Here is a 22,563-nt window from a genome sequence, read left to right on the forward strand (position 1 = left end):
CGATTCGGCGGCGTCGGCGGCACGCGCCGCTTCCCGGGCGTGCCGGTGCGCGCTGGCCGCGGCGTTCGCGGCCTCGTCAGAGTGGGCGCCGGCCTCGTCGGCCAGGGTGTTGGCCTGGTCGGCCGCGTTCGCAGCATCGGTGGCATCGCTGCCCGCACCGCTGGCCGCCTTGGCCGCGTCGGCGGCCTGAGCGGCCGCGGTGTGGGCCGAGTCGGCGGCCTGCGCGGCGGCACGGGCGCCTGCGGCGGCGTCCCGGGCCTGCTGGGCCGCCTTGCGGGCGGCGCCTGCCTGGCCGGCGTCGACGGCCGCGTTCGCGGCGGCGTCCCGGGCCTGGGAGGCGGCCTGGGCCGCACCGTCGGCTGCCGCGGCGGCCGCGGAGGCGGCGTTGGCAGCGACTCGCGCCGCGTCGGTGGCGGCGTTGGCCGCGTCGATCGCCGTCTGCGCCGCGTCGGCGGCCTGCTTCGCCGCGCTCGCCGCCCGGGCAGCGGCGGCGGCCGCGTGCTGGGTGTCCTTGTGCGCGGCCTCGGTCTCGGCCTCGGCCTTCTGCGCCGCCTGCTTGGCGAGCTTGGCCGCGGTCACCGCCCGGGCGGAGGCGTCCTTGGCTGCCCGGGTCTGCTGCCCGGCCAGCTTGCCCGCCTTGGCCGCCTGGTCGGCGAGCTGCGCGATCGTGGCGTGCTCCTGGTCGTGGGCACGGGACACGTACTGGCCGACCTGGAGGAACTCGTGGATGTCGTCAGCGGTGCCGTTGATCGCGATACGGCCGGCCGCCTGGACGTTCGGCCCGCCGGCCGCGATGATCTGGGCGACCTCGACCCGCTCGTCCTGCTCCCGGTCGCTGTACTGGTCGTTGTCGAGGAAGGTCTTGATGTCCTCGGGGGTGCCGTTGAGCGCGGCGCGGCCGGCCTTCTGCACCTCGGGGCCGCCCGCGTCGATGATCTGGGCGACGCGGACCCGCTGGTCCTGCTCCAGCGGCGCCTTCCAGCCGTCCTTCAAGAACGCCTTCAAATCGTCCGGCGATCCGTCGAGCGCCTTGCGGGCGGCGTCCTGAAGGCTCAGTCCGCCGACGCTGGCGTACTGGGCGACGGCCACCCGCTCGTCCTGGACAGCGATGTCGGAGGCCTGGGAGAGGAAGTTCTTGACGTCGTCGTCACTGCCGACGAGAGCGACCTCGGCGGCGGCCCGCACACCGGGGCCGCCGGTCTCCCACAGGCGGACGACCTTGGCGCGGTCGGTGTCCGGGAGCGCACCGGAGATACCGGTGTCCGTGGGGGTGGTGCCGTCGGCTCTGGCCGGGGAGGGTGCGGGTCCCAGCAGGCCCAGTACCAGCGCGCTGGGCAGCAGGGCCAGACACAGCACGCGGGTCACGCGCTGGGCTCCTGCTGCCACGCGCCGTGGGCGTCGTGGATGTGTCACAGCGGACTCGATTCGTGTCTTCGGTTGTCGGGGGGCGCACAGGCCTGGCCGTGACCGTGGTCATGGGTCGTCGGCCGCTGCGCAGTGGGATGCCTGAGGGGCGGCCCGCGGGTCGTACCGGGGCCGCCTCGTCAAAGGCCGTCGGGCACGTCAGCCGGCGGGTGCGAGCTGCACTTGGTCGTGGAGGCCCTTGGCGTCGACGCCGGTGAAGAGGCTGACGTGGCCGTCGTTCCAGCGGACGAGGATGTCGTTGGCGGTGGTGTTGGCGCTGAAGGCGCCCGCGGTGACGACGGCGGCGTCCTTCCACTCCGACTTGGCGGGCCGGATCCTGATCTCGCCGGGCAGGGCCTTGCCGGTCATGCCGGGGTAGATGGTGGTCTCGCCGTCGATCCAGCGCACCAGCACGTCATCGGTGGTCTTGCCGGTGAAGGAGCCGGTGGCGAGTTTTTCGGCGTAGGGCCAGGTGTTGTTCTTGGCGACCGTTTGGGTCTGCTTCTTCAGCCCGTTGGCCGCCAGGTCGTCAAAGACGGAGACGTGGCCGTCCTTCCAGGTCACCAGCAGGTCGTCACGCAGGCCGTTGGCGGTGAAGCGGCCGGCGGTCAGCTGCTGGGCATCGTTCTGCCATTCGGCGGTGTGGGGCGGGGCGAGCTGCTTCTCGCCGTGGAAGCCCTTGGCATCGACCGTGGTGTAGAGGGTCATCTCACCGTCGGACCAGCGCACCACGACTCCGTCGGTGCCGCCGCCGGTGTTGGTGCCGGTCACATTGACGGCGTGGGTCCAGATGCTCTTCGTGGGCATGAGCTGGTGTTCGGCGGCGAAGGGGCGGGCGGGGTCGTTGCCGTAGCCGCCCTGGTAGAGGGTGACCTTGCCGTCGTCCCAGACGACGATCAGGTCCATGTGGCGGGTGCCGTTCGCGGAGTCGCCCGCGTAGTAGCCGGCCGTGATCTGCACGGCGTGCTTCCACGGGGCGGCCGCGAAGACGGGAGCGTAGGCGACCTGCTGCACCCAGGAGGCCAGATCGTCGACCCGGGCGGCCACCGCGCCGGTGCGGGTCTCGGCCGGGTCGGTGCCCAGACAACCGCCCTGCCAGGACCGGCTGCTGACACCCACGAGCGCTCCGGTGGTGCTCAGCACCCCACCGCCGGTGTCCCCCTTGCAGATCGCCGCACCGTCCGACTTTGCGGCCAGATCGAGCGTGGCGGCGGCGCCGTTCTGGACGGTGAACGCGGCCGCGTGGACCTGGTCGGGCACCCACTCGTCCCGGGTACGCCCCAGCCCCGCGGCCTGGACCTCGTCCCCGGCGGCAGGCGCAGCCGCCGCTACCGGGATCGGGGTGATACCGCTGACGGGCTTGGCCAGTTGGGCCATCACCACGTCCCGGTCCGTGCGCGGCACCAGGTTCACCACCTGCTGGGCACTGCCACCGATGGTGGCGGTCGTCTTCAGCTTCGGCGCACCCGAGGCGAGGGCGCCGCCGGGGGTGTCGGTGAAGCAGCTCGCGGCGGTCAGCAGCCACTGCGGGGCGACGAGGGTGGCCGAACAGCCGTGCTGGCCGCCGACATCGAGGCGGGCGGTGGCGGCCGAGACCGTGGCAGAAGCGGTCGGGCCGGACACGGCGGTGGCGGGTGCGGCGCTCAGAGCGGCGGCGGCCAGCGAGGTGGCGGCGATCAGGCCGCCGGTCCACGCGGTGCGCGGACGAAAGCCAGACATGAACATATTCCTTGCTGTCGTGCGAGAAGGGGTGAAAGAGGCAGCGGAAGGCGGGCCGGTCAGCCGGTGACCCGCAACTCCAGCAGCACGGACGGCGCACCACCGGCCGCGCCCTCACCCACGCTCTGGTAGCCGTTCTTGTCCACGGTCACCGTCTTCACCGGCGCCGAGGGATCCGCCTGCGGCCGCAAGTCGGCGCTGATGGGGTGGTCGGCGGTCTCCAGCGCGAACACCCGCGGCAGTTCCAGCGTCAGATACCCCGACTTCGCGGAAGCCTTGAAGCAGTACGCGCCCTGAGCATCCCCGCTCTGTCCCTGCACGGTCAGAACCTTGATCTGCTGAGCGGAGTCGTCGCACGCGGCGAGGGTGATGTGTCCATCGCCCTTGATCAGCTTGATGCCCTTGTCCCGCTGGATCTGATCCGCGTTCGGGTAGGCGTAGTCCTCCACCGCGGACGGCGGCGTGGCCCCGGCAGTTCCCCCGGTCGGCTGCGGGTCGGCGGACGCGAGCATCGGCGTGCCGGCGAGCGCCAGGACGGCAGCAACCCCCGCGACCGGGAGCATCCTGCGCATACGAGGAGTCACCCGAATTCCTTTCCAGGCACGGGCGACGGCATGACGGAACAACATCTGCGGTCCCCCCTGCACAGATGTAAAACAAAAATAAGTGGTCGGGTGCGACGCTAATGCGGTGAAAGACGTGAAGGCAACGTGACCATCTTCATGAGATATTCACGGAACCTCGACGGATGAATCACCATTACGCACGGGCCGGCAAGCCGCGTGATGCAGCTCTTGGAGCCAAGTGGTCGTCCAGGGCCGGGCGTTGAGGGTTTCGGCGCACGGGCCGGCTTCGTACTCGGTGGTGCACTCAGACGAATACCTGGACACAGGCAGCAGCTGATCGAGGCATACGGTGGCGCACCCGCGCCGGAACGCCCTGGCGGGACGTGCCCGAGCGATACGGCCCGTGGGACCGGGTGTACGACCTGTCCCGGCGACGGCAGGGCAACGGAACATGGAAGCGGATCCTGGAACATCAACCGGCTGAAACGCCACCGGGCGGTGGCCACGCGATACGACTGCGAGGATGGCGGTACCGTCTCGGCGGTTGCCTGAAACGCTGCGTCGCCCGAGAGCTCTACGCGATCATCATGCAAGCGCATGCTCAGCCCCGGGACCAGGTCCTGGCAGCTTGACATCCGTAGGGGCATCAAACTCGCGGTCCGCTACGAGGCGACCGTGCTGGTCACGGCCATCAACGAATGGCTGTGACCAGCACGTTCACAACAGAGCCTGGCCCGCCTTCTCCTCCAGCCCTCGAGTGGTCGGCCGCTCGCGTCCCCAGGCGGCCAGCGGCTGGAGTGCGTCGTTGAGGCGCATACCGTCCTCGGTCAGCGAGTACTCGACGCGGGGCGGCACCTCGTCGTAGGCGACGCGGCGCACGACGCCGTCCGCTTCCAGCTCCCGTAGGTGAGAGGCCAGCACCTTCTCGGTGATTCCGGGAAGCAGCCGGCGCAGCTCGCCGAAGCGGCGGTAGGGGTGCTCGTGGAGCGCCCAGAGGATCAGCACCTTCCACTTGCCGCCGATCACCTCCATTGCGGTGTCGATCCCGCAGACGTGTCCGTCTGGTGCGCTCGGTCGGTTCAGCGTCGTCATGCCCCACCCTTCCGACGTGCTCGCTCACCCCGGGGTAACCACCCACTCCGAAGTGCGTACTTGATCACTTGCGGGCCTGTGACCAGCCTAATCCGCATGGCACACAACACTGTTGAGAAGCCTTCCGTCACGCTGCTGGGCCTCGGCGCGATGGGCAGCGCGCTGGCCCGTACCTGGCTTGCCGCCGGCCACCCGCTCACCGTGTGGAACCGCACCCCGGCCCGCGCCGCGGCACTCGCCGCCGAGGGGGCACGGGTCGCGGACAGCGCCGCTGAGGCGGTCGCGGCGAACCCCCTGGTCATCGTTTGTCTGTTGGACGACGCCTCGGTCGAGGAGGTGCTGGCCGGCACAGACCTGGCCGGCCGGGACCTGGTCAACCTGACCACCGGCACCCCTGCCCAGGCCCGCGCCCGCGCCGAGTGGGCCCGCGAGCGCGGCGCCCGCTGCCTGGACGGCGGGATCATGGCCGTCCCGCCGATGATCGGCGTCCCGGAGGCCGGCGGCTACGTCTTCTACAGCGGCTCGCGGGAGCTGTACGAGCGGCACCAGGAGACCCTGGCCGTCCCGGCGGGCACCACCTACGTCGGCGAGGACGCGGGCTTCGCGGCCCTGCACGACGTGGCCCTGCTCAGCGCCATGTACGGGATGTTCGCCGGTGCCGCGCACGCCTTCGCCCTGATCCGCAGGGAGGACATCGACCCCGCGGCGCTCGCCCCACTGCTCGCCGACTGGCTCGTCGCGATGGCCCCGGCGGTTCACCAGACTGCCGACCAGCTGCGGAGCGGCGACTACACCAAGGGTGTCGTCTCCAACCTCGCCATGCAGGTGGCCGGCACGCCGACCTTCCTGAGCACCGCCGAGCAGCAGGGTGTCAGCCCGGAACTGCTCAGCCCCTACTTCGAGCTGATGCGTCGCCGCCTGGCCGAGGGCAGCGGCGAGGAGGACCTGACGGGCGTGATCGACCTGCTGGTGCACTGACCAGCCACTCGCCGCCATAGAGGCGACCGTGCTGGTCAAAGTCCTCAACGAGACGCTGTGACCAGCACTTTCACATCACGCCCCAGCTTGAGTTTTGACCTCCGAGGTTCGATCGCGGGGCGGTATCTCCATTCCCTCTGGTCACATCCGCGGTGCACAGGGGTTTTGGAACACAGACCGGCAGTAGAGCTGTGTGGCCGGTGTTCGGAAACCTCGTGGCGCTGGGCCTTGCCCCTGCCCCATGGGGCAGGGCTTAGCGTCCGACCATGAATGCGACTCACCGTCTCGTACGCCTGGTCCGCCGCCCCGATGGATTGCCGACTCCGGACGACTTCACCCTGGTACAAGCGCCCATATCCCGTCCTGAGGACGGCCAGGTACTCGTCCGCAACACCCATTTTCTCGTCTTCCCGGGCTTGCGCACCCTCATCGGGGGCGAGACACGCGATGTCCCGCTGCCGCCCCTGCACCCTGGCGACACCCTGTTCGGCCCCGCGATCGGCGAGGTGGTCGACGGGCCGCTGGAGAAGGGGCGGCTGGTACTGCACCTTCAGGGCTGGCGGGAGTACGCGACGCCTGCCGCCACCGAGTGCCGACTGCTGGACGGCGCCCTGCCCGACCCGGTGGGCCATCTCGCCCAGGGCTCCGCAGCGTACGGCGCGCTGACCCGGCTGGCCGGGGTCCAGGAGGGAGACACCGTGTTCGTGACCGGCGCCGCCGGAGCCGTGGGCACCATGGCCGGCCAGATCGCCCGGCTGCTGGGCGCCACCCGGGTGATCGGCAGCACCGGCTCACCGCACAAGGCCCGGCGGCTGGAGCGGGAACTCGGCTATGACGCCTCCGTGTTACGCGGCGCAGTCCCGGTCAGCAGGCGACTGGCCCAGGTGGCGCCGGACGGCATCGACGTCGTCCTGGACACCGTGGGCGGCGAATTGCTGACGGCCGCCGTCCAGGCAGCAAACCGCGGCGCCCGGATCGCCCTGGTGGGTGCGTTGGCCGGTCAGCTGTCCCCGGACCGAAGGGGTGGGAGTGCACCTGCCGTGCTCGACACCTACCGTCTACTGACCAGGGGCATCACGATCGCCGGCTACAACGGTGTGGACCACCCGGACGTCGAGGACGAGTGGGAGACCCGCTTCGGGGACTGGCTGCGGGCGGGCGACATCCACTTCCCGTACACGGCGGTCCGCGGAATGGAGCGCACCCCGGGCGCGTTGCCCGAACTGATCGCCGGCCGCTCCTTCGGGGCGTCCATCGTGGAGTTGTAAGACAGGACGGGACGGGAGCGGACATGCGGATCGGCGAGGCAGCGGAAGCCGCCGGAACCACCCCGCGCGCTCTGCGCCTGTACGAGGCCCGCGGTCTGCTTCCGCCTCCGCCACGCACCCCGTCCGGCCAGCGCGAATACGGCGTCGCCGAGGTGGCCCGCATCCGCGTCATCCGCAGCCTCCTGGGGCTGGGCCTGACCCTGGAGGACATCCGCCGCCGCGCCCACCGACTGGACCTCCTCGTCCGGGAACAGCCGTCTGCCTCCTGCGGTGGCCGCCCCGGCGAGTTCAGTGACGTCGTGGCCGATCGCCTTGCGGCCCTGGACGCAGAGATCACACGCCTCACACACCTACGGCAGGGTCTCGCCGCAGCCGCACAGGGGTCATCGCCGATCCCTCAGAGCGACGACGTGCCTGCACCTACGCCTGAGCGCTGATCTCCCTCCCAAGTCGGGGGCACATGATTCAGCCTGCCGCCGATGCACGGCGTCGGACGTGGCCGGTGCCAGCCGTTCCAGGAGCGGCCTTCGAAGTGGTCCAGGCCGTGCTTGAGTTCGCGGTAGTCGTGCTCGATGCGCCAGCGGATCTTCGCCAGGCGGGCCAGGTCCGGGATCGGGGTGTCATCGGGCAGGTCGGACAGCCAGAAGCGGGTCGGTTCACCCTCGCCGTCGGGCCACTCGGCCAGCAGCCGCACCTCGGCAGCACGCCGTCCCACCGGCCCGGCCCGGCCTCCGCCGCGACGTGCGCGACCGGACGCCCGGCGTCCACGCGCTCACATAACCGGCGACGCCCTTCTGGCGTCAGCGGGGCGTGGGGATGTCCCGCCATATCAGCCCCTCGAGGTACCCGCTCCGAGCGTCCATCACAGGCGTCATGAGGGGTTCTGTGACGCCGTATTCACGGCGATCGTGCACAGTCTCTTGGTTGCACGTGTGAGGGCGACATACAGGTCGCGCTCACCGCCGGGGCGGGCTGCGGCGATCTCCTCCGGGGCGACGACGACGTTCGCGTCGAACTCCAGGCCGCGACAGCCGTGAAATTGCCATCACCTTGGGGTAGCTGTGGCACGCGATGTTCCAATGCGGGTCGTGGTGGCGCACGGTCGCGCGGATGCCGCCGAGCACAGCAGAGGTCTCGCCCGAACCCATTCCGAACCGCAGTGGACCCACGCTCACGAACGGATCGAACGTCCACTGTTGCCGTTCGCTGTCCGGCAAGACGTCCCACGAACTCATAGGGCGCAGCCTACGACGAGCCGTCCGACCGAGATCCAGGGTTCCCTGATCACTCTTCAGTGCACAGTCAGGTGATCGACCGGACAGCTCCTAATTCATCGACAAGTCGTCAGTCTCCGGTGGGCTGCTGGAGCATGGCCAACGTCAGGACGTTGCCGCCTATGCCCCAGCCGCCGTCGATGACCTCCTCGACCAGGACCATGGTGTTCGCGCGGGCGCGTTCGCCGTAGATCTCGACATACAGCTCGGTGGTACGGGTGACGATCATCTCCTTCTGCTTCTCGTCGAGGCTTCCGGCAGGGACCTTGAAGTTCGCGAACGGCATGATGGATCTCTTTCGATCTGTGGTTACGGGAAGCTGCCTGCGGTGAGCAGGTCGTCCAGCCCGACACGGCGGAAGAACTCGGCGCGGACATCGGCGGCCAGCGCGCAGAGGACTTCACCGCCGTCGGGGCTGATGTCTGTGGGGGGCGTAGCGGTGGGTGTCGGCACCGGGCGCCGAGCCGCAGCCGTTGGACGACTTCGGCGATGTCGGCGGAGTTTCCGAGGCGTTCCAGTTGGGGGCTGGGCCGCCCAGTCGGGCGATTGGTCTGTTCGTCGTTGCCCTCGCGGAACAGAGCGTTGGCGGGGGCCGGGGGCCACGGCGTTGACGGTGATGTGCCGGCCGCGCAGCTCCCGCGCGAGGATCAGCTGAGTGCTTCGACGCTGCCTTGCCGACGCTGTAGGCAGCGTATCCGGGGAAGGCCAGGCCCACCACGGAGGTGGAAAGGTGACGAACGCGCCAGGGCTGCAGATCTTCCGCGCGGCTTGCTGGGCGACGAGGAAGGTCCCGCGGCAGAGCCCGCCCGGCGGCATGGACGACGACGTCGACGCCCCCGAACTCGGACGCCCGTGGTGGCGAACAGTGCGGTGACCCGTTGCTCGTTGGCGACGTCGGCCTGGACGGCAATCGCTCTGCTGCCGGCGGAGGTGACGGTTTTGACGGCGGCCCCGGCCAGTTCACGGTTGGCCGCGCAGCAGCCGATCAGGACGGCGAATTGGTCGGCCGCGAGCCTGCGCGCCGTCTCGCGGCCGATCTCGCGGGAGCCGCCCGTGACCACGGCGACGCGTGGTCGCTCGGTGGGGGTGCGGAGGTGGTGTGGTGGTCCGCGGATCCCTGGGCAGACATGAACACTCCTGCTATAGGTACCAGTTCGAGGCCACGACGGATGGATCACGGCCAGGGGGCGCCGGTGCGGTGCCCCGTTCGTGGCTCCAGAGTGGTTCGGTGTGCGCGCCCCAGCCAGGGCTGTCCCCACCCAGGGGTTGCCATCCCCTGGCTTGCGTCCACCGGTGCGCGCGACGATAGGAGACGTGAACCAATCCGCACTCGCTGCGTTCCTCAAGTCCCGGCGCGACCGGATCCGTCCGTTGGACGTCGGCCTGCCTACCGGCCCGCGGCGCCGGGTGCCTGGTCTGCGGCGCGAGGAGGTCGCCCACCTGGCCGGGCTGTCCGCGGATTACTACACCGAGCCGGAGCGCGGACGCGGCGCCCAGCCCTCGGCCCAGGTCCTGGCCGCGCTGGCCCGGGCGCTGCGGCTGAACGGCGACGAACGCGACCATCTGTTCCACCTCGCCGACCGGCCCCTTCCCCCGGCGGCGCACGGCACCACCGCACATGTCCAGCCCGGTCTGCTCGGCCTGCTGGACCAGCTCACTGCAACCCCTGCCCAGGTCATCACCGACCTGCACGAAACCCTCGTTCAAAATCAGCTGGCCGCCGCCCTCATCGGCCGGCACCCGGCGCCGCGCGGTCCTGAGGCGAGCTTCGTCTACCGCTGGTTCACCGATCCCACGGCCCGGAGCCTGTATCCGCCCGAGGACCACCCCCACCACTCCCGGGTCTTCGTTGCCGATCTCCAGGCAGTTTCCGCCCGGCGCGGCAGCGACAGAGAGGTGAGCCGAATGGTGGCCGCGCTGCGCGGACACAGCCAGGAGTTCGCCACCCTCTGGGACACCCACGACGTCGCCCTGCGGCGAACGGATCACAAACGCATCGTCCATCCCGCCCTGGGCGTCATCGAGCTCGATTGCCACAGCCTGTTCAGCGAGGACGGACGCCAGCGCCTGCTGTGGTTCAGTGCCCCACCCGGCACAGAGGGCGAGGCCCAACTGAGCCTGCTCTCCGTCATCGGCACGCAAGACATGACACCCTCGACGCTCGCATGAGGTGCGCGGGAAGACGACCGGCCCGTCGGCCGGCTTCGCCTCTTGCTCGGGGATTGCCAAAGATGCTTGCGTTCGTTCCTCAGCCTCCTGGGCGGGGGCGTGGCTGCGCGTGTCAACGAGTCGGTATGCCTTCGCCTTGCTCTTGTACAGAGTGCGTTGAAGGCATGTGTATCGGCGGTTTTCTCAGGGCCTTGCAGGAGGCCAGGCCGGCCTCGATGACCTTGGCTGCGCGGCGGACGTCGGCGGTCACCGCCTTGTGCATCTGCTCAGGTGTGCGAGCGCTCTGCAGGTGTTTTCCCAGGCTCCGGAACTGGATGGGCCACAGCCCGAGCAGAGCCGTTGCCGCGATCTGCGGCTCGGGATCATCCGGGCTCATCCCGGTGCGCTGGGCCAGCGCCTCGGCCGCGACGCCGATGAGCCGGTCGGTCATCTCGCGGTGGTAGGCCCGCAGTGAGGGCGTGGAGCGGGTCAGTTCCCGAAAGCGCCTGATCACGGCGGCGGCCTTGTCCGGGTCGTCCTGTGCGGCGATCCAGGACGTCATGCCGTGCAACTCGTCGGACAGGACCCGCAGCACCGCCTCGACCGGGCAGCGGCCAGGCTCGGCCAGGCTGGTGCGCAGGGCGGCCATCGTGGTCTCACCGAGGTCCAGGATGAGCGATTCCTTGGTGGGGAAGTAGTTGAAAACCGTCTTCTCCGAGACTCCGCACGCCTGGGCGATCTCCGCTACGCGAACGCCGTCGAAGCCGCGCTCCAGGAACATCTCGGTCGCGGTGTCCGTCAGGCGTTGCCGCATCAGACGCTTCTTCCGCTCCCGCAATCCCTCGGCCGCCGGCTCCCCGGCCTGCCTGCGCCAACCCGTCCAGTCCACCGTGCTCACGCAGGACAGCCTAGTCCAGTGACAAGATTATTACTGTTACTATATGTTTTCAGTTGCTGTAATTTTCTTCTCGGATGAGACGTCCGCACCGCCCTTGGGGGGCCCATGAGCGCCATCCACATCGTCCACGACTACCCGCACTCCGCGACGAAGGTCTGGCGCGCCGTCACCGACCCGGCGCTCATTCCCCTGTGGACGGCGACCGGAGCCGGGGCACGACCGGAAGGATTCGCCACCACCGTCGGCACCGAGTTCCAGTTCATCGCGAAGCCGAAGCCGGGCTGGAGCGGCATCGTCGACTGCGTCGTGCTGGAGGCGGACGAGCCGCGGCTGCTGCGCTACTCCTGGACCGACCACGGCGGCGGCGAAACCACCGAGGTCACCTACCGGATCGAGCCTCATGCCGCAGGCACGCGCTTCACCTACGACCACACCGGCTTCCAAGGAGCCGGCGGCTTCTTCATGACCCAGATCCTGGGCCACGTCCGGCGCAAGATGCTGCGCGTCGGCCTGCCCGCGGTACTCAACAACCTCGATGAAGCCGGCAGGCTCCACCCCGACAGCAGTCCCACGCGCAAGAACTGACGACTGCCGACCACAGGGTGTACGAGCTGGGAACCAACTCCCTGATGCGTCAATGGCCTGCGAGGAGCGCGCGGTTCGTTCCAGGCCAGATGCAGCGTTCCCACCTCCGCGTCAAAGCGTCGGAGGCGTACCTCCCGCACGGCCGGGGTGACGATGATTTCCGCCGTATACCCCATGGTGATCCGTTCGGGCCCGTGCGCAGCCCGTGTGAGCTGTGCGGCCGGGGCAGCGGAGCGCAGCAGCGCCTCGGCGAGCGGCCGCCTGCGCCGGGTAGGCGCCCAGCACCCCGACGCACCGGTCTGCTACATCACCCTCCGGCAGTCCGTCCGCCCCGCCCCGGAAGACGGCCACGGAGCACGCGAGACCGCCGGCCGCATCTACCGGCACCAGTGGTTCGTCCGGCCGCACCGCCACACCTACCCCGACGCAACCGACCCGACGGGCTACTCCCGCAAGTGGGTCGGCCCCTACCTCGTCACCCCCGCCGGCTGCGAGGATGCTCCCGTCCTGGGCAGGGAACGAGTCGTCAGCGTCCTCCGCCGTTGACTCAGACGGCGGGCGCCGTCTCGCATGGGCCGGGCACATAGGCCGGATCGTCGGACCGGTGCGGAGGTGATCGCGGCGTCCTCTGGCTGCGGTGATCACCGGATGGGTGATCATGGATGCGAGCGATGGTGCTTGTCAACAACTCCTTAAAACCACCGCAGTAGGACGGGATTTGATGTCTCACAAGCGCCGCACGGCCGTGTTCGCCCTTTCCATAGGCCTCGTCGCCACCCTCGCGGCATGCGGATCCGACGACAGCCCCAGTTCCCCGACGAAGACGGGGGGAGCTGCTCCCTCGTCCGCTTCTCCATCACCGACTTCGAGTACCAGCGCGGACGGCACGCTCAAGGGCGGGACCAAGGTGAAACTGGGGCAAGCGGCGCTGCTCAAGTACGACACCGGTGACATGAAGGGCACCCTTCAGGTGACGGTCACCCGCAGAGAAGGGAAGCCAGGTAGACCTGAAGGTTTTGTCTGGGCTGAGCAAGGACGCGCTCAAGGCCACACCGTATTACGTGCACTCCGTCATCAAGAACGTCGGCACAACCGACCTCTCCCACGCCCCCATCGATCCGCCAACCGGACTCCTAGAGGACGGCACAGAGGCCAACGGGCTCGATGTCATCGGCGCCTTCGACAAGTGCGACTCGCTGGCCAAAACCAAGCACTTCCGGCCCGGAGCGTCGTACGAGTCCTGCCGGCCAGTTCTGGCCGACCCCGATACCACCGTCACCGGGGCGGTGTGGACCGGCCAGGGCTACGACGATGTTCCGTCGGCCGCCGGAGTGTCCTGGCTTCCGTAGAACATGGCGCCACCGTGAGGCGGACGGGCGGGGCGTCGAAGAAGCGGCTACGACTCCGGGCAGCCGAGTCGGGCCAGGCCTACGCCGACCCACGAGCCGCCTCCCGTGGCGGCATGCCCTCTGGTGACCTGACCCCGGTACCCGTCAAGGTGCTGCTGTCTGATGGCCAGGTCATTCAGGGACGACTCCACCGTCAGCAGTTCGAGAAGGCCGGATGGCTTTACCGGGTCGGCCTGCCGCTTTGGGCCAATGGCCCCGCGACTGAATCAGTCGTGCCGTCCGAGTACCGAGTTTCCTGACAGCTGAGCGGGCCCAACCTCCCTGCAGCGAACGCTGCCCGTAGTCCGGCGGGCAGCCACCCTCGCGAGGCAGCTCACACGACGAAACCCCGCCAGGGATCACCTGGCGGGGTTCGACCTCATTGGTCTGCCGAGATCACTCTTCGTTCAAGGCAGCTCGCAGGTAAGCGATCAGATCACCGGTCGGAACCTCGGCCCAGGCGGCCTCGGACATCCCGACGCGCAGGACCTCATATCGTTCCCCGTCCACCTCGTGCACCAGAACCTGGCGGCTCGTTCCGTCCAATGGATCAACGCGCAGGCGCACGGCACCGTGCGTGATCGTCGGGAACATGTTCCGCAGTACCTCATCCGCACGGAGGCGGCGCAGAAGGTTCCATTGTCGCCGGTGGAATTCGGACGACAGAAGGTCGGACCACTGAGAGGAGGTCGGTTCTCCATTTTCGAGCGCCCTGGCGAACTCGTCGAGCTCCATGAACTCGAATCTCTCCTCCAACTCTTCGAGCGGTGTGCCTTCTCGCCATGCAGCGACGGCCTCGACGAGCAATCCGAGATCCCTCGTCGAGCCGATCTCCCAGGCGAACCCGGGAATGTGGACACTCAACCGGAAGAGACGTTCCTCGGTCGCAATATCGACCGACAGGAAACCCCTCGCTGTTTCGATACTGACGACGTCGGCGGCCCAGGGCCCAAGCCCGATGTCGCATCCGCGCGACTTCGCTGTCTCTCTCATGGCTGGCGCCAGGCCACCCAATGCGGTCACGTCCGGGTACAGGTCCTTCCCAGGGGTGTTCATACTCGTTGGTTCCCTCAACAGTGACAGTATCCGATGACCGAGCCCTTCACGGGGGCAAGTTTCCCCAGCTTCGACAGATCCGGCATATCGGTCGGTGGGTCCAGCCGCATGGCGCCATCAGGACCCGACGGGGAATAGAACTTCACCGAACTCCACGGGCGTTGACCATTGGCGACTGCTCTCGCGATCATGGACATTTCGTAGTCCGTGGCATGTCCGGCCTCACCAGCCTTCAGGCCGCGCTCGGCAGCATCCATGAAGCCTCCGAGTTTGTCCAGCCCCGTCATGTTGACGTGCAGCTCCACGCTCGGGTCGGCGATGGCCATTTCCGCCAACCGCCCGAAGTCCTTCGGGGACACGTTGGAGAAGGTGGTGAACTTATTCTCGGGAAGCCCGGCCCACTCGTCGAGCTTCCCGTTGTTCTGCCACCCCAAGGCGACCTTGCAGTTGTGGACAAGAATCGGGGTGGCGCCCGCGAGCACGAAGAACGTGTGCAGATCGCCGACCGTGAGGTCGTAAACCGTACGCGGAGACAGGCCCGAGCGGTCGAGGAGGGCGGTCACCGGGCGGACGGAACCGTCCGGGGTGCGCAGGCGGTCGCCGACGTGCAGGTCGGAAACCAGCGTCCACCCGCGGTCCACCACGTAGAACCTGTGGCCGGCGGTGCTGGTCAGCCTCCCCCCGTCGGCAACGGTGATGTCCACCAGCCGCTGGGTGTCATGCTTGAAGGTGTCGGTGACCTGCCGGGTCTGCAACTGGCCGGTGGCCGGATTCATGGACCTGACGAGGTCCCCCACACCCACCTGGCTGATGGGCCGGTGTGAGCCGTCTGCCATGAGCACCTCGGTGGTGCCGGGGAAACTGTTGGTTTCGCAGGCGGTCCGCATCTCCTCCGAGAGCCTCGCCGACCGCTCGACACCTGCCAGCGCCTCCGCGTCGACGTTCAGCGTGCGCAGCGCCTTCAGCGCGTCGGCGACTCCGATGCCGGTACGCATGGAGGCGTCCACTGCTTTGACCGCGTCGGCGAGCGCAGCCAGAGGCTTCTCGAGCGGCAGATACGTGGCGATGCTCCAGGCGCACGCGGTCTTGTTGCCGTGCAAGCAGTCCATCAGGTCTTCGGCGAAGAAGGAGAATAGGATCGATCCGGCCACATCGCCGAAGAGGCTCTGCCATCCGGCGCGGACGATGTCCTTGCCGGAGGACTTGTGCGTCCAGCCGTCAATCTCGATGTTCTTCAGCGTCGCCCGCTTAAGGAACTGCCACGCCGCCTTCGGGCACCCGTCGGCCGTGGCCTGGGCCTGGTCGTCGGCGCACAGGTAGAAGTCGGCCTGGTAGGTGACGACCAGGTCGTACATCGCGTTGCAGCCCTGGATGGCCGCCTCCGGCATGCCCGGGCATGTGCCGATCTGCTTGGAGCTGACGATCTCGACGGTGGACTCGTCCGGGACGGCGAACACACCGGGAATGCCCGTCCCGGCCCCCTCGGAGCGTTGCTTATTGGCCTCCGCCTTTTCGGCCTTGTCGGCCGCGTCCTGGGCCTCCTTGGCATATTTGTCGGCGTCCTTGGCGTCCTGTTCGGCTTCGGTCGCGGCCGCATCGGCGCGGTTGGCGGCGGCGCGGGCGTCCTTGGCGTCCTGTTCGGCCTGGGCGGCTGCGGCGCGGGCGGCGTCGGCGTCGAGTGCGGCAGCGTCGGCCGAGTTGCGGGCGTCCTTGGCGTAGCCTTCGGCATTGCCGGCCGCGGTGTCAGCGGCTGTGGCGTCGTCGGAGGCCTGTTTGTCATAGTCGATGGTGCGGGCCAGGGACGCTGAGGCGGCTGCTGCGGCCTTGGCGGCGTCCGCGGCGTAGCCGAGGGCCTGCTTGGAGTAGGTGCGGGCATCCGCCGCGTACTGGGCGGCGTTGGCCGCGTGCTGGTAGGCCTCCTTGGCATCTCCCTTGGCCTGGTCGGCGAGGTTCTTGGCGGCGTCGGCCTCTGCCTGGGCGTTCTTGGCGTGGGCGTCGGCGACGGCCTGCTGCTGGTCGGCGATGGACTTCGACGCCTGCCCGGTCAGCACCACCAAGCCGGCGGCGGAGTCGGTGTCGACGTACCGGGCGCCGAGCTGGACGGCGTCGTTGGCGGGGTCGGCGACCTGCTTGGCCGCCTTGCCCGCGTCCACGGCGGCCTGGGCGGTGACGTGGGCGTAGCCGGCAGCCTTCGCCGAGGCCGCCAGGGCTTTGCCGGCCTCCGTGTTCGCCGTGTCGGCCTGGGCCTTGGCGTCCTTGGCGTGCCCTTCGGCCTCGTCCGCGAGTTTGACGGCCATCTTGGCCTGGTCGGCGGCGTCCTGGGAGGCCTTGATAGCGTCGGCGGCGTCGCTGGTGGCGGTCTTGACCGCCGCGTCCGCTGTCACCTTGTCCGCCTGTGCGACGTCCGCGTCGGAGCGGGCCCGCTTGGCCGCGGCTTCGGCGCGGGTGGCCGCGGCGTCGGCGTCGGCTGCCGCCTGGGTGGCGGCGTCCGCGTCTGCGCGGTCCTTGGTGGCGGCGGCTTCGGCGTCGTCGGCGGCCTTGTCCGCGTCGTTCGCGTCGGCGCGGGCGGCGGTCGCCGCGTCGCCGGAGTCCAGGGAGTCGGCGTAGGCGTCCTTGGCGTCGGCCTTGGCGCGGGCCGCATCGGCCTTCTGCTCGGCGTCCCAGGCGTCGTCGCGCATGGCCTTGGCGTGGTCGCTGGCCTTGACCGCCGCGTCCCGCTTGCCCTGGGCGTTCTGCTCGGCGGTGTCGGCCTTGTCCTTGGCGTCCTTGGCCTTGGTCGCCTGGGCGTCGGCGTCTTTCTGATCCTGGGCGGCCTCGGCCTGCTTGGCGGCGGCGGTCTCCTTCTCGGCCTTGGCCGTCGTCTCCTCGGCCTCGGCCGCGAGCCGCTTGGCGTGGGCGTCGGCGGCAGCCGCCTTCGCATCGCCCTCGGCCTTCAGCGCGTCGGCGAGCTTGGCCTCCGCGGTCTCCTTGTCCGCCTTGGCGTTGTCCCGGTGCACCTTCGCCGCGTCAGCTGCGGCCTTGGCCTGCTCCTCGGCGGCCTTCGCGGCCTCCTTGCGGAACTCGGCCTTGACCTGCGCGGCCTGCGCGAGCGCGCGCTGGGCGATGGTCGCGCTGTCCCCGGCGGAGGCACGGGTGGCGGCCTCGGCCGTCTCGCCGGCCTTCTCCATCGCCGCGAGCGCGGCGACGGCACCCCGGGTCACCTGCGCCTTCTGCTGACCCACCAGAAGACCGCGGCCGCGCGGTGCGCCGTTGGCGTCTGCGATGCCGTACGCGGCCTGGAGCGCCGTGTCCGAGGCGGTCGCGGCTTTCTGCACGGCCGCCAGCTGCGTCTGGAGAACAGCCAGTTGCTTCTTCGCCCCGGCCTGGGCCGCGGTGATGCCGGCCGAAGCCTTGGTGAACTGGGCTTTGTCCGGGTAGGACAGCTGGCCCGCGCCGTCATGTCCCTGAGGGATGATACGGATCTTCTGCGCGTCGGTGCCGTTGCACGTGTAGAGCTGGGCGTCGTTGCCGTTGGTGAACGTGTGCAGGTCAAGGCACTTGTTCGTGGCGGCATTGCGCAGCTCACCAGCGGTGCGGAGGTCGAACTGCCACTGCTGCGCCGAGCTGCCGTTGCACGACCACAGCTGGATCTTCGTACCGTTGGCGTTGTCGCCGCTGCTCACATCGAGGCACTTGCGCGCGTTGGTGTTGTACAGGGCGTAGCCGCCGTCGTACAGGCCCCCGAGCTTCCACTCCTGGGCGGCGCTGTTGTTGCAGGTGTAGATCTGCACCGGGGTGCCGTTGGCCGTCCCGCTGCCCTGTACGTCAAGGCACTTGCCCTGCGCGGCCTCGACGTGCATGACCAGGGCGGAGTCGCCGACCCAGCCGATGCCGCCCGGCTGCCAGTAGTCCTGCCAGCGCGTGAGGTGGTCGGCGATCCAGGAGTGCCCCAGCATCTCGCCCAGGGCCTTCGCGCCCTTGGTGAGCGCGTCGACCGCGGTCCTGTTTGCGTCCAGGATCTGGTTGCGCTGGGCGGCCTGGGAGGATATCTCCTGCTGCCACTCGCCAGCCGCGGTGGAGGTGACATCGCCCAGCACATTGTCCGGGTCGAGCGGATCACGCCAACCACACGCCGCGAAACGGGACTTCACATCCTCCACCGCGATGCGGAACTCCGGTGTGTCCGGCTGCGGGGCCGTGCGCGGGAAGCCGCCGGAGGAGAGGAAGATACGCGCGTCGTCGGCGCCCGCGTTGCTCCCGGGCACGCCGTGCATCCACTCAAACGCGTTGTGCTCGGCGAGCGCCCGGTTGAACTCCTGCTGAGTGGTCCCGGACGGGTCGGGGTCCTTGCCGTAGTGGGAGGTGCCTATGTCGTCGACGGCCCTGAGCATCTTGTCGTCCGTCTTCGGAGTGTCGTCCTGGTAGAAGTCGCCGTCGTTCTTCCAGAACCGATCGGCGACCCAGGGCGTCAGGCCGGTCTGTTCATAGAAGGTCTTCTGGCCGTTGTTGCTGGTACCGGGCGGCCAGTGGAAGTCCGTATCGGTGAACCCGGCCGGGGTATTGAGGCCCTCCAGGGGCTTTTCCCACCCCTGCAGGAGCGTGGAAAGGGCGTCGAGGTCCTTGCTCGCCGCATCCCGGTCCTTCTGGTACGCGCCGGCGAGCGGCGTCTGATCCCAGTGGTCCCGGTTGGCCAGGGTATGCAGCTTGTCCGCGCTCTGGTTGAGACCGTCCTGCGCGGTCGCGGCCATCGACGGACCGCCCAGGCGCAGCACGTCGGCCATCAGGCACTGGTCCTGGCGCAACTGCTCTGCGGCGGTGTCCTTGTACCAGGGGTAGGAATCATCGACCGGATCGCCACCGAGGCTGCTCAGGCCTGGCTGAACCGCCAGACCTGCCAGGACGGACAGCGCGGCCACCGAGGTGACGGCAGCGGTGAACTTCCGTGATCTTCGTGATCCGGGCAGGCGAAACCATGATCTGGGGTGCAAGGTGCATCCCTTTCTTCATGCATGGGGGGTGACTGGCCGTAAGAACGCCGAAGAACAGGGAGCAGCAGCCCGAACGTTGCTGCCGGCAGCGTGTCAGGATGGCTGCAGCACGTACGAATCAACGCCTACGGGCGCGCAGTACGCCTCGACGGCAGGTACGACGGCATGGTGAAGCAACCCTTCCCCGTGAGCGACGGTGTTCCCCCGGTCGCTGATGGACGCGCGCAGAGACGGACTGGTCAGGTGCCGGTCATGCGCGGCGACACCTTAGGCATACACAGATCGGCCCGCATAGACGTTCGCTTCGGGGCGCCGCAGGACGCTGGCCTGAAAGCTTCCACTGCTCACCCGTCGGCGAGCTCCTCAACCCTCCACTATCATGGAAATCCTCTGCACTTTCTGTGGACTTTCTGTGTGTGCGGCTGAGGCGATGGCATAGGTCGACCGTAGAGGATGGCTGATTTTCGACCCTGCTGCTTCGATGACCCGGACCTTCTCCGCTGCTGCCTGCAATCCCCCGGCACGACGAACGAGGGCGGGCCGCACCAACTTGTGCGGCCCGCCCTCGTGTCCGGCTCCGTTGCGGCAAGTCGGGGGGTGTCACACCGTGCGTGCTGCGTGAGCCCAGGCGGTGTAGTCGGCGACGAAGCTCTTCAGGCGTTGGAAGGCCAGATCAATCGGGGGTCGCGAGGACGGGACTGGTCGCCCGCGTCGAGGACGTCCTCGACCGCCCTGACGAACTCTGCTGCGGTCCGGACCCCTTCGCCTTGGTCCGCTGCATCAGGGACGCTGCCCACCTCGGCGCGGGCGGCGTTCTCGACGAGGCGACGGAACGCGGGATCGACGTCCTCGCTGTAGAGGGCGGCGCGGACCAGCGCAGTCCGGGCCCCCGTCGCTGACCATACGTCAGCAGACCGGCCTGCTCTGGGGTGATCTTGTCGCGTCGGGAGCGGAGGAATGCCCTGACTGCTTCCCGGTTGTCCATGAGGACAGGGCAGGCAGGCGGCGCGATGGGGGAGGGGCCATGCCAGTACCCCTCACAGCAAAGACTCCCTCGTTGCGGCCGTCTCCCGATGCATGGTGCGTGCCCCGATCCCCGGAGCCCGACCGGTGCGAGGACGTACGCGCCCCGGTCGGCAGCACCTGAGCACTGACAGGACACACAAAATGAGCAACCAGATCGAGACGGTGACGGAGAGCCCCGCGGATGTCGTGCGAGGGCTGTATGACGCGCTGAGCAAGGGCGACCTGCCGGGTGTCCTGGCCAGGCTCGCCCCCGAGGTGATCGTCGACGAGCCGAACCATCTCCCCTACGGCGGCGTGCACCAGGGCCGCGAGGTGTTCGTGCAGTCGATCCTGGGCGCGATGATGGGCTACGCCGACGTTGCTATCACTGACGCCGAGGTGTTCGAGGGCCCGGCCGGCGTTATCGGAACGCTCACTGGAATGCTCACGGCACACACCACCGGTGAGAGGTTCCCGCTGACCATGGTTGAGATCCACCAGGTCGAGGACGGCATGGTGCGCAAGGTCGACGTCTACACCAAGAACCCCCACGAGCTCGCCGCGTTCTACGCGCGCGCCGAGGCCGGCACCCGCTGACCGCGACGCTCGTCGGGCCTTCCCGTGGTGCACGCTGAGACCCGCTTCGCTGAGGTCATCGGGTGGTCGGCAGCCACCCGCGCCAGTCGGAGGGTGGAGGCATAGGCAGGGGGAGTGCCCCCGGCTGCGGCTCGTGACCACCGACGACGACTCGGCGAACCCGGGCCGCCGGATGTAGGTAGCGGCGCCCGACGTGCCATTTCCTCAAGGGGCCGTTGCGCCACACGTCGATGTCCAGGACCAGGCCGGGCAGTTCACATCCGCCCGCGCGCGAGGCCGGCCGTCCCGGGTCTGGTCGGCCTGTAGCCAGGATCGCGGGCGGCGGCACGGGCCGCGCGCAGGGCGCCGAGCGCGGCCGGGTCGATGCCGGACAGCAGCCGCCAGGCGGTGGGAGTGGAGGCGACCGCCCCGAATACCTCGGGCTGGTCTCGCAGGAGGGCCAGGTCGGCGATCGCCTCGCCGCCGACAGCGTGCATCACCGCCAGGTCGACCACGATCCGGCCTGGATCGTGGCCGGTGCCCCGCGGACGCAGGCGGCGCAGGGCATCGCCGAAGGCGTACGTGAGGCCGGTCGCGTCGGCGAGATCGGCCAGCAGCCGCGACCCTGCATGGTTGCCCCCCGCCCGTCGGTCGAGACGACGAGCCGGGGACGTGACCCGGTAGTGTGCACGTAGAAAGTGCCTTCCTGCTGGGCTGACAGAGACCTTAGACAAGCCTCATCATCCCAGTTCAGAAGGCACTTTCGCGTTCCCGATCATGATCCGGACACCGCCGCAGACGAAACGCGCACGTTAGGCGCAACAGGACCAATTCCAGCCGTGGCGGGAGGCGTCAGCGAACGCTGACGCCTCCCGCCAGGAGTTGCCGCTGCCGGTCCGCGAACCCGTCGCACGCCCAAGACGCTTTCCCGGCCACGAACTGCGAACCCGAGGACCAGTCTGCCGACGCCCGGGCGGATGCCGAGCAGCTGCGGCAGCGGCGGTTCAGTTCATCAGAACGGGGCAGCCGGGAAGGTTCCCTGCCCGCTGGTAACGACCGGGCCGTTCTGGTCGTAGCCCGCGTAGTTGTGCAGGGTGCCCCAGGAGATCCACTGGCAGTCGTTCACCTCAGCACCCACGCGCCAGGCATCCGGGCTGTAGATGTTCCACTTCGGTCCCCAGAAGTAGACGTCCTTCTCCGAGGAGATCGCGTAGCCCGCGTTGTCCGCCCAGAACGTACTGCCGTAGGGGTCGCCGACCGCCAGGGAGACGGGTGTCCCGTTGTAGCCGGAGTTGATGAACCCGTCCGCGAACTGCCAGTGCGCGACCACCCGACCCGAGCAGGTGTCCCACATCTGCTCGACCTGGCCCGCGTAGGTGCCCTGGTAGCCGAAGCTGCCGGGGGCGCCGATGTTCTCCAGGCCGCAGGACGCTGCGGCGTTGGTGTGCATGCCCTTGATGCCCGAGCGCAGGATCGCCCGCCCGGCGGTGTTGTAGGTGACGCTCGTGTGGCTGCTGGTGTTACTGATGGGCGTGTGGTGCCTCGCCGCGTTGGCCGCCTGGGAGGTGCCGGCGGCGGCCAACGCGAGGGCGGAAGCGGCCGCGGTGGCGGCGGCGATGGCGCGAAGACGCATGGTGAT

At 69.1% G+C, this 22,563-nt stretch carries 21 protein-coding genes and 5 pseudogenes; 10 read left to right on the forward strand and 16 right to left on the reverse strand.

The annotated features are described in order from the left end of the window. From ACWC2T_RS33720 to ACWC2T_RS33730, 3 genes are all read right to left on the reverse strand, one after another. Positions 1–1,365: ALF repeat-containing protein (locus ACWC2T_RS33720; RefSeq protein WP_450674135.1), on the reverse strand; the 1,365-nt coding region annotated here is incomplete at its 3' end. A gap of 198 nt (positions 1,366–1,563) precedes the next feature. Then, positions 1,564–3,123, reverse strand: a complete 1,560-nt coding sequence (locus tag ACWC2T_RS33725) for a trypsin-like serine protease (RefSeq protein WP_450674136.1) — start codon at positions 3,121–3,123, stop codon at positions 1,564–1,566. 59 nt (positions 3,124–3,182) lie between these two features. Next, the gene (locus ACWC2T_RS33730; RefSeq protein ID WP_450674137.1) at positions 3,183–3,707 is read right to left on the reverse strand and encodes a hypothetical protein; all 525 of its coding nucleotides are present in this window, start codon (positions 3,705–3,707) and stop codon (positions 3,183–3,185) included. 323 nt (positions 3,708–4,030) lie between these two features. Here ACWC2T_RS33730 and ACWC2T_RS33735 point away from each other — a divergent pair. Continuing rightward, positions 4,031–4,321 (forward strand): annotated as a pseudogene (locus ACWC2T_RS33735) (transposase); the annotation flags it as partial. A gap of 85 nt (positions 4,322–4,406) precedes the next feature. Here the strand turns inward: ACWC2T_RS33735 and ACWC2T_RS33740 are convergent. After that, a complete protein-coding gene (locus ACWC2T_RS33740; protein ID WP_450674138.1) occupies positions 4,407–4,781 on the reverse strand; it encodes a winged helix-turn-helix transcriptional regulator in 375 nt (124 codons plus the stop codon). A 96-nt stretch (positions 4,782–4,877) separates the two neighbouring features. Between ACWC2T_RS33740 and ACWC2T_RS33745 the strand changes: the two genes are divergently transcribed. The 3 genes from ACWC2T_RS33745 to ACWC2T_RS33755 all read left to right on the forward strand — a co-directional run bounded on the left by ACWC2T_RS33745 (position 4,878) and on the right by ACWC2T_RS33755 (position 7,464). Continuing rightward, on the forward strand, positions 4,878–5,759 hold the full coding sequence (locus tag ACWC2T_RS33745) for an NAD(P)-dependent oxidoreductase (protein WP_450674139.1): 882 nt from the start codon (positions 4,878–4,880) through the stop codon (positions 5,757–5,759). A 266-nt stretch (positions 5,760–6,025) separates the two neighbouring features. Then, on the forward strand, positions 6,026–7,027 hold the full coding sequence (locus tag ACWC2T_RS33750; RefSeq protein WP_450674140.1) for an MDR family NADP-dependent oxidoreductase: 1,002 nt from the start codon (positions 6,026–6,028) through the stop codon (positions 7,025–7,027). Positions 7,028–7,050: 23 nt separating this feature from the next. Then, a complete protein-coding gene (locus tag ACWC2T_RS33755) occupies positions 7,051–7,464 on the forward strand; it encodes a MerR family transcriptional regulator (RefSeq protein ID WP_450674141.1) in 414 nt (137 codons plus the stop codon). A 65-nt stretch (positions 7,465–7,529) separates the two neighbouring features. Here ACWC2T_RS33755 and ACWC2T_RS33760 read toward each other — a convergent pair. From ACWC2T_RS33760 to ACWC2T_RS33790, 7 genes and pseudogenes are all read right to left on the reverse strand, one after another. Further along, positions 7,530–7,744: pseudogene (locus tag ACWC2T_RS33760) on the reverse strand (IS701 family transposase); the annotation flags it as partial. Then, positions 7,742–7,855, reverse strand: a pseudogene (locus ACWC2T_RS33765) (IS481 family transposase); the annotation flags it as partial. The pseudogenes ACWC2T_RS33760 and ACWC2T_RS33765, both read right to left, overlap by 3 nt. Before the next feature lie 43 nt (positions 7,856–7,898). Then, positions 7,899–8,054: pseudogene (locus ACWC2T_RS33770) on the reverse strand (hypothetical protein); the annotation flags it as partial. Next, positions 7,984–8,262 (reverse strand): hypothetical protein, encoded by a 279-nt coding sequence (locus ACWC2T_RS33775; protein WP_450674142.1) that lies wholly within the window; start codon positions 8,260–8,262, stop codon positions 7,984–7,986. The pseudogene ACWC2T_RS33770 and the gene ACWC2T_RS33775, both read right to left, overlap by 71 nt. Positions 8,263–8,371: 109 nt before the next feature. Beyond that, entirely contained in the window at positions 8,372–8,587 is a 216-nt protein-coding gene (locus tag ACWC2T_RS33780) for a tautomerase family protein (protein ID WP_450674143.1), read from the reverse strand. Between the two features lie 23 nt (positions 8,588–8,610). Then, on the reverse strand, positions 8,611–8,754 hold the full coding sequence (locus ACWC2T_RS33785) for a short-chain dehydrogenase/reductase (protein ID WP_450674144.1): 144 nt from the start codon (positions 8,752–8,754) through the stop codon (positions 8,611–8,613). A 23-nt stretch (positions 8,755–8,777) separates the two neighbouring features. Then, positions 8,778–9,416 (reverse strand): annotated as a pseudogene (locus ACWC2T_RS33790) (SDR family oxidoreductase); the annotation flags it as partial. 199 nt (positions 9,417–9,615) lie between these two features. Between ACWC2T_RS33790 and ACWC2T_RS33795 the strand changes: the two are divergent. Then, positions 9,616–10,470, forward strand: a complete 855-nt coding sequence (locus ACWC2T_RS33795) for a helix-turn-helix transcriptional regulator (RefSeq protein ID WP_450674145.1) — start codon at positions 9,616–9,618, stop codon at positions 10,468–10,470. 112 nt (positions 10,471–10,582) lie between these two features. Here ACWC2T_RS33795 and ACWC2T_RS33800 read toward each other — a convergent pair whose 3' ends face one another. Beyond that, positions 10,583–11,263, reverse strand: a complete 681-nt coding sequence (locus tag ACWC2T_RS33800) for a CerR family C-terminal domain-containing protein (RefSeq protein WP_450674146.1) — start codon at positions 11,261–11,263, stop codon at positions 10,583–10,585. Positions 11,264–11,452: 189 nt separating this feature from the next. On the opposite strand from ACWC2T_RS33800, the gene ACWC2T_RS33805 reads away from it, so the two are divergent. From ACWC2T_RS33805 to ACWC2T_RS33820, 4 genes are all read left to right on the forward strand, one after another. Further along, a complete protein-coding gene (locus tag ACWC2T_RS33805) occupies positions 11,453–11,932 on the forward strand; it encodes an SRPBCC family protein (RefSeq protein ID WP_450674147.1) in 480 nt (159 codons plus the stop codon). 174 nt (positions 11,933–12,106) lie between these two features. Further along, the gene (locus ACWC2T_RS33810) at positions 12,107–12,478 is read left to right on the forward strand and encodes a hypothetical protein (protein ID WP_450674148.1); all 372 of its coding nucleotides are present in this window, start codon (positions 12,107–12,109) and stop codon (positions 12,476–12,478) included. Positions 12,479–12,948: 470 nt separating this feature from the next. Continuing rightward, positions 12,949–13,281, forward strand: coding sequence for a hypothetical protein (locus ACWC2T_RS33815; protein WP_450674149.1), 333 nt, complete (start codon positions 12,949–12,951; stop codon positions 13,279–13,281). A gap of 113 nt (positions 13,282–13,394) precedes the next feature. Beyond that, positions 13,395–13,580: a hypothetical protein gene (locus tag ACWC2T_RS33820; protein ID WP_450674150.1), complete on the forward strand. Its 186-nt coding sequence runs from the start codon at positions 13,395–13,397 to the stop codon at positions 13,578–13,580. 136 nt (positions 13,581–13,716) lie between these two features. Here the strand turns inward: ACWC2T_RS33820 and ACWC2T_RS33825 are convergent, their stop codons facing one another. Further along, a complete protein-coding gene (locus ACWC2T_RS33825; RefSeq protein WP_450674151.1) occupies positions 13,717–14,376 on the reverse strand; it encodes a hypothetical protein in 660 nt (219 codons plus the stop codon). A 14-nt stretch (positions 14,377–14,390) separates the two neighbouring features. After that, positions 14,391–19,136: an RICIN domain-containing protein gene (locus tag ACWC2T_RS33830; protein WP_450674206.1), complete on the reverse strand. Its 4,746-nt coding sequence runs from the start codon at positions 19,134–19,136 to the stop codon at positions 14,391–14,393. A gap of 1,374 nt (positions 19,137–20,510) precedes the next feature. Here ACWC2T_RS33830 and ACWC2T_RS33835 point away from each other — a divergent pair. Continuing rightward, a complete protein-coding gene (locus ACWC2T_RS33835; RefSeq protein WP_450674152.1) occupies positions 20,511–20,945 on the forward strand; it encodes a nuclear transport factor 2 family protein in 435 nt (144 codons plus the stop codon). Positions 20,946–21,199: 254 nt separating this feature from the next. Here ACWC2T_RS33835 and ACWC2T_RS33840 read toward each other — a convergent pair whose 3' ends face one another. Together ACWC2T_RS33840 and ACWC2T_RS33845 are read right to left on the reverse strand one after the other, a co-directional pair. After that, on the reverse strand, positions 21,200–21,658 hold the full coding sequence (locus ACWC2T_RS33840; RefSeq protein WP_450674153.1) for a hypothetical protein: 459 nt from the start codon (positions 21,656–21,658) through the stop codon (positions 21,200–21,202). Positions 21,659–21,936: 278 nt separating this feature from the next. Continuing rightward, positions 21,937–22,557 carry a hypothetical protein gene (locus ACWC2T_RS33845; protein ID WP_450674154.1) on the reverse strand — a complete coding sequence of 207 codons (621 nt, stop codon included), beginning with the start codon at positions 22,555–22,557 and terminating at the stop codon, positions 21,937–21,939. Positions 22,558–22,563: the final 6 nt, after the last annotated feature.

Source organism: Streptomyces sp. NPDC001393 (genome assembly GCF_053597455.1).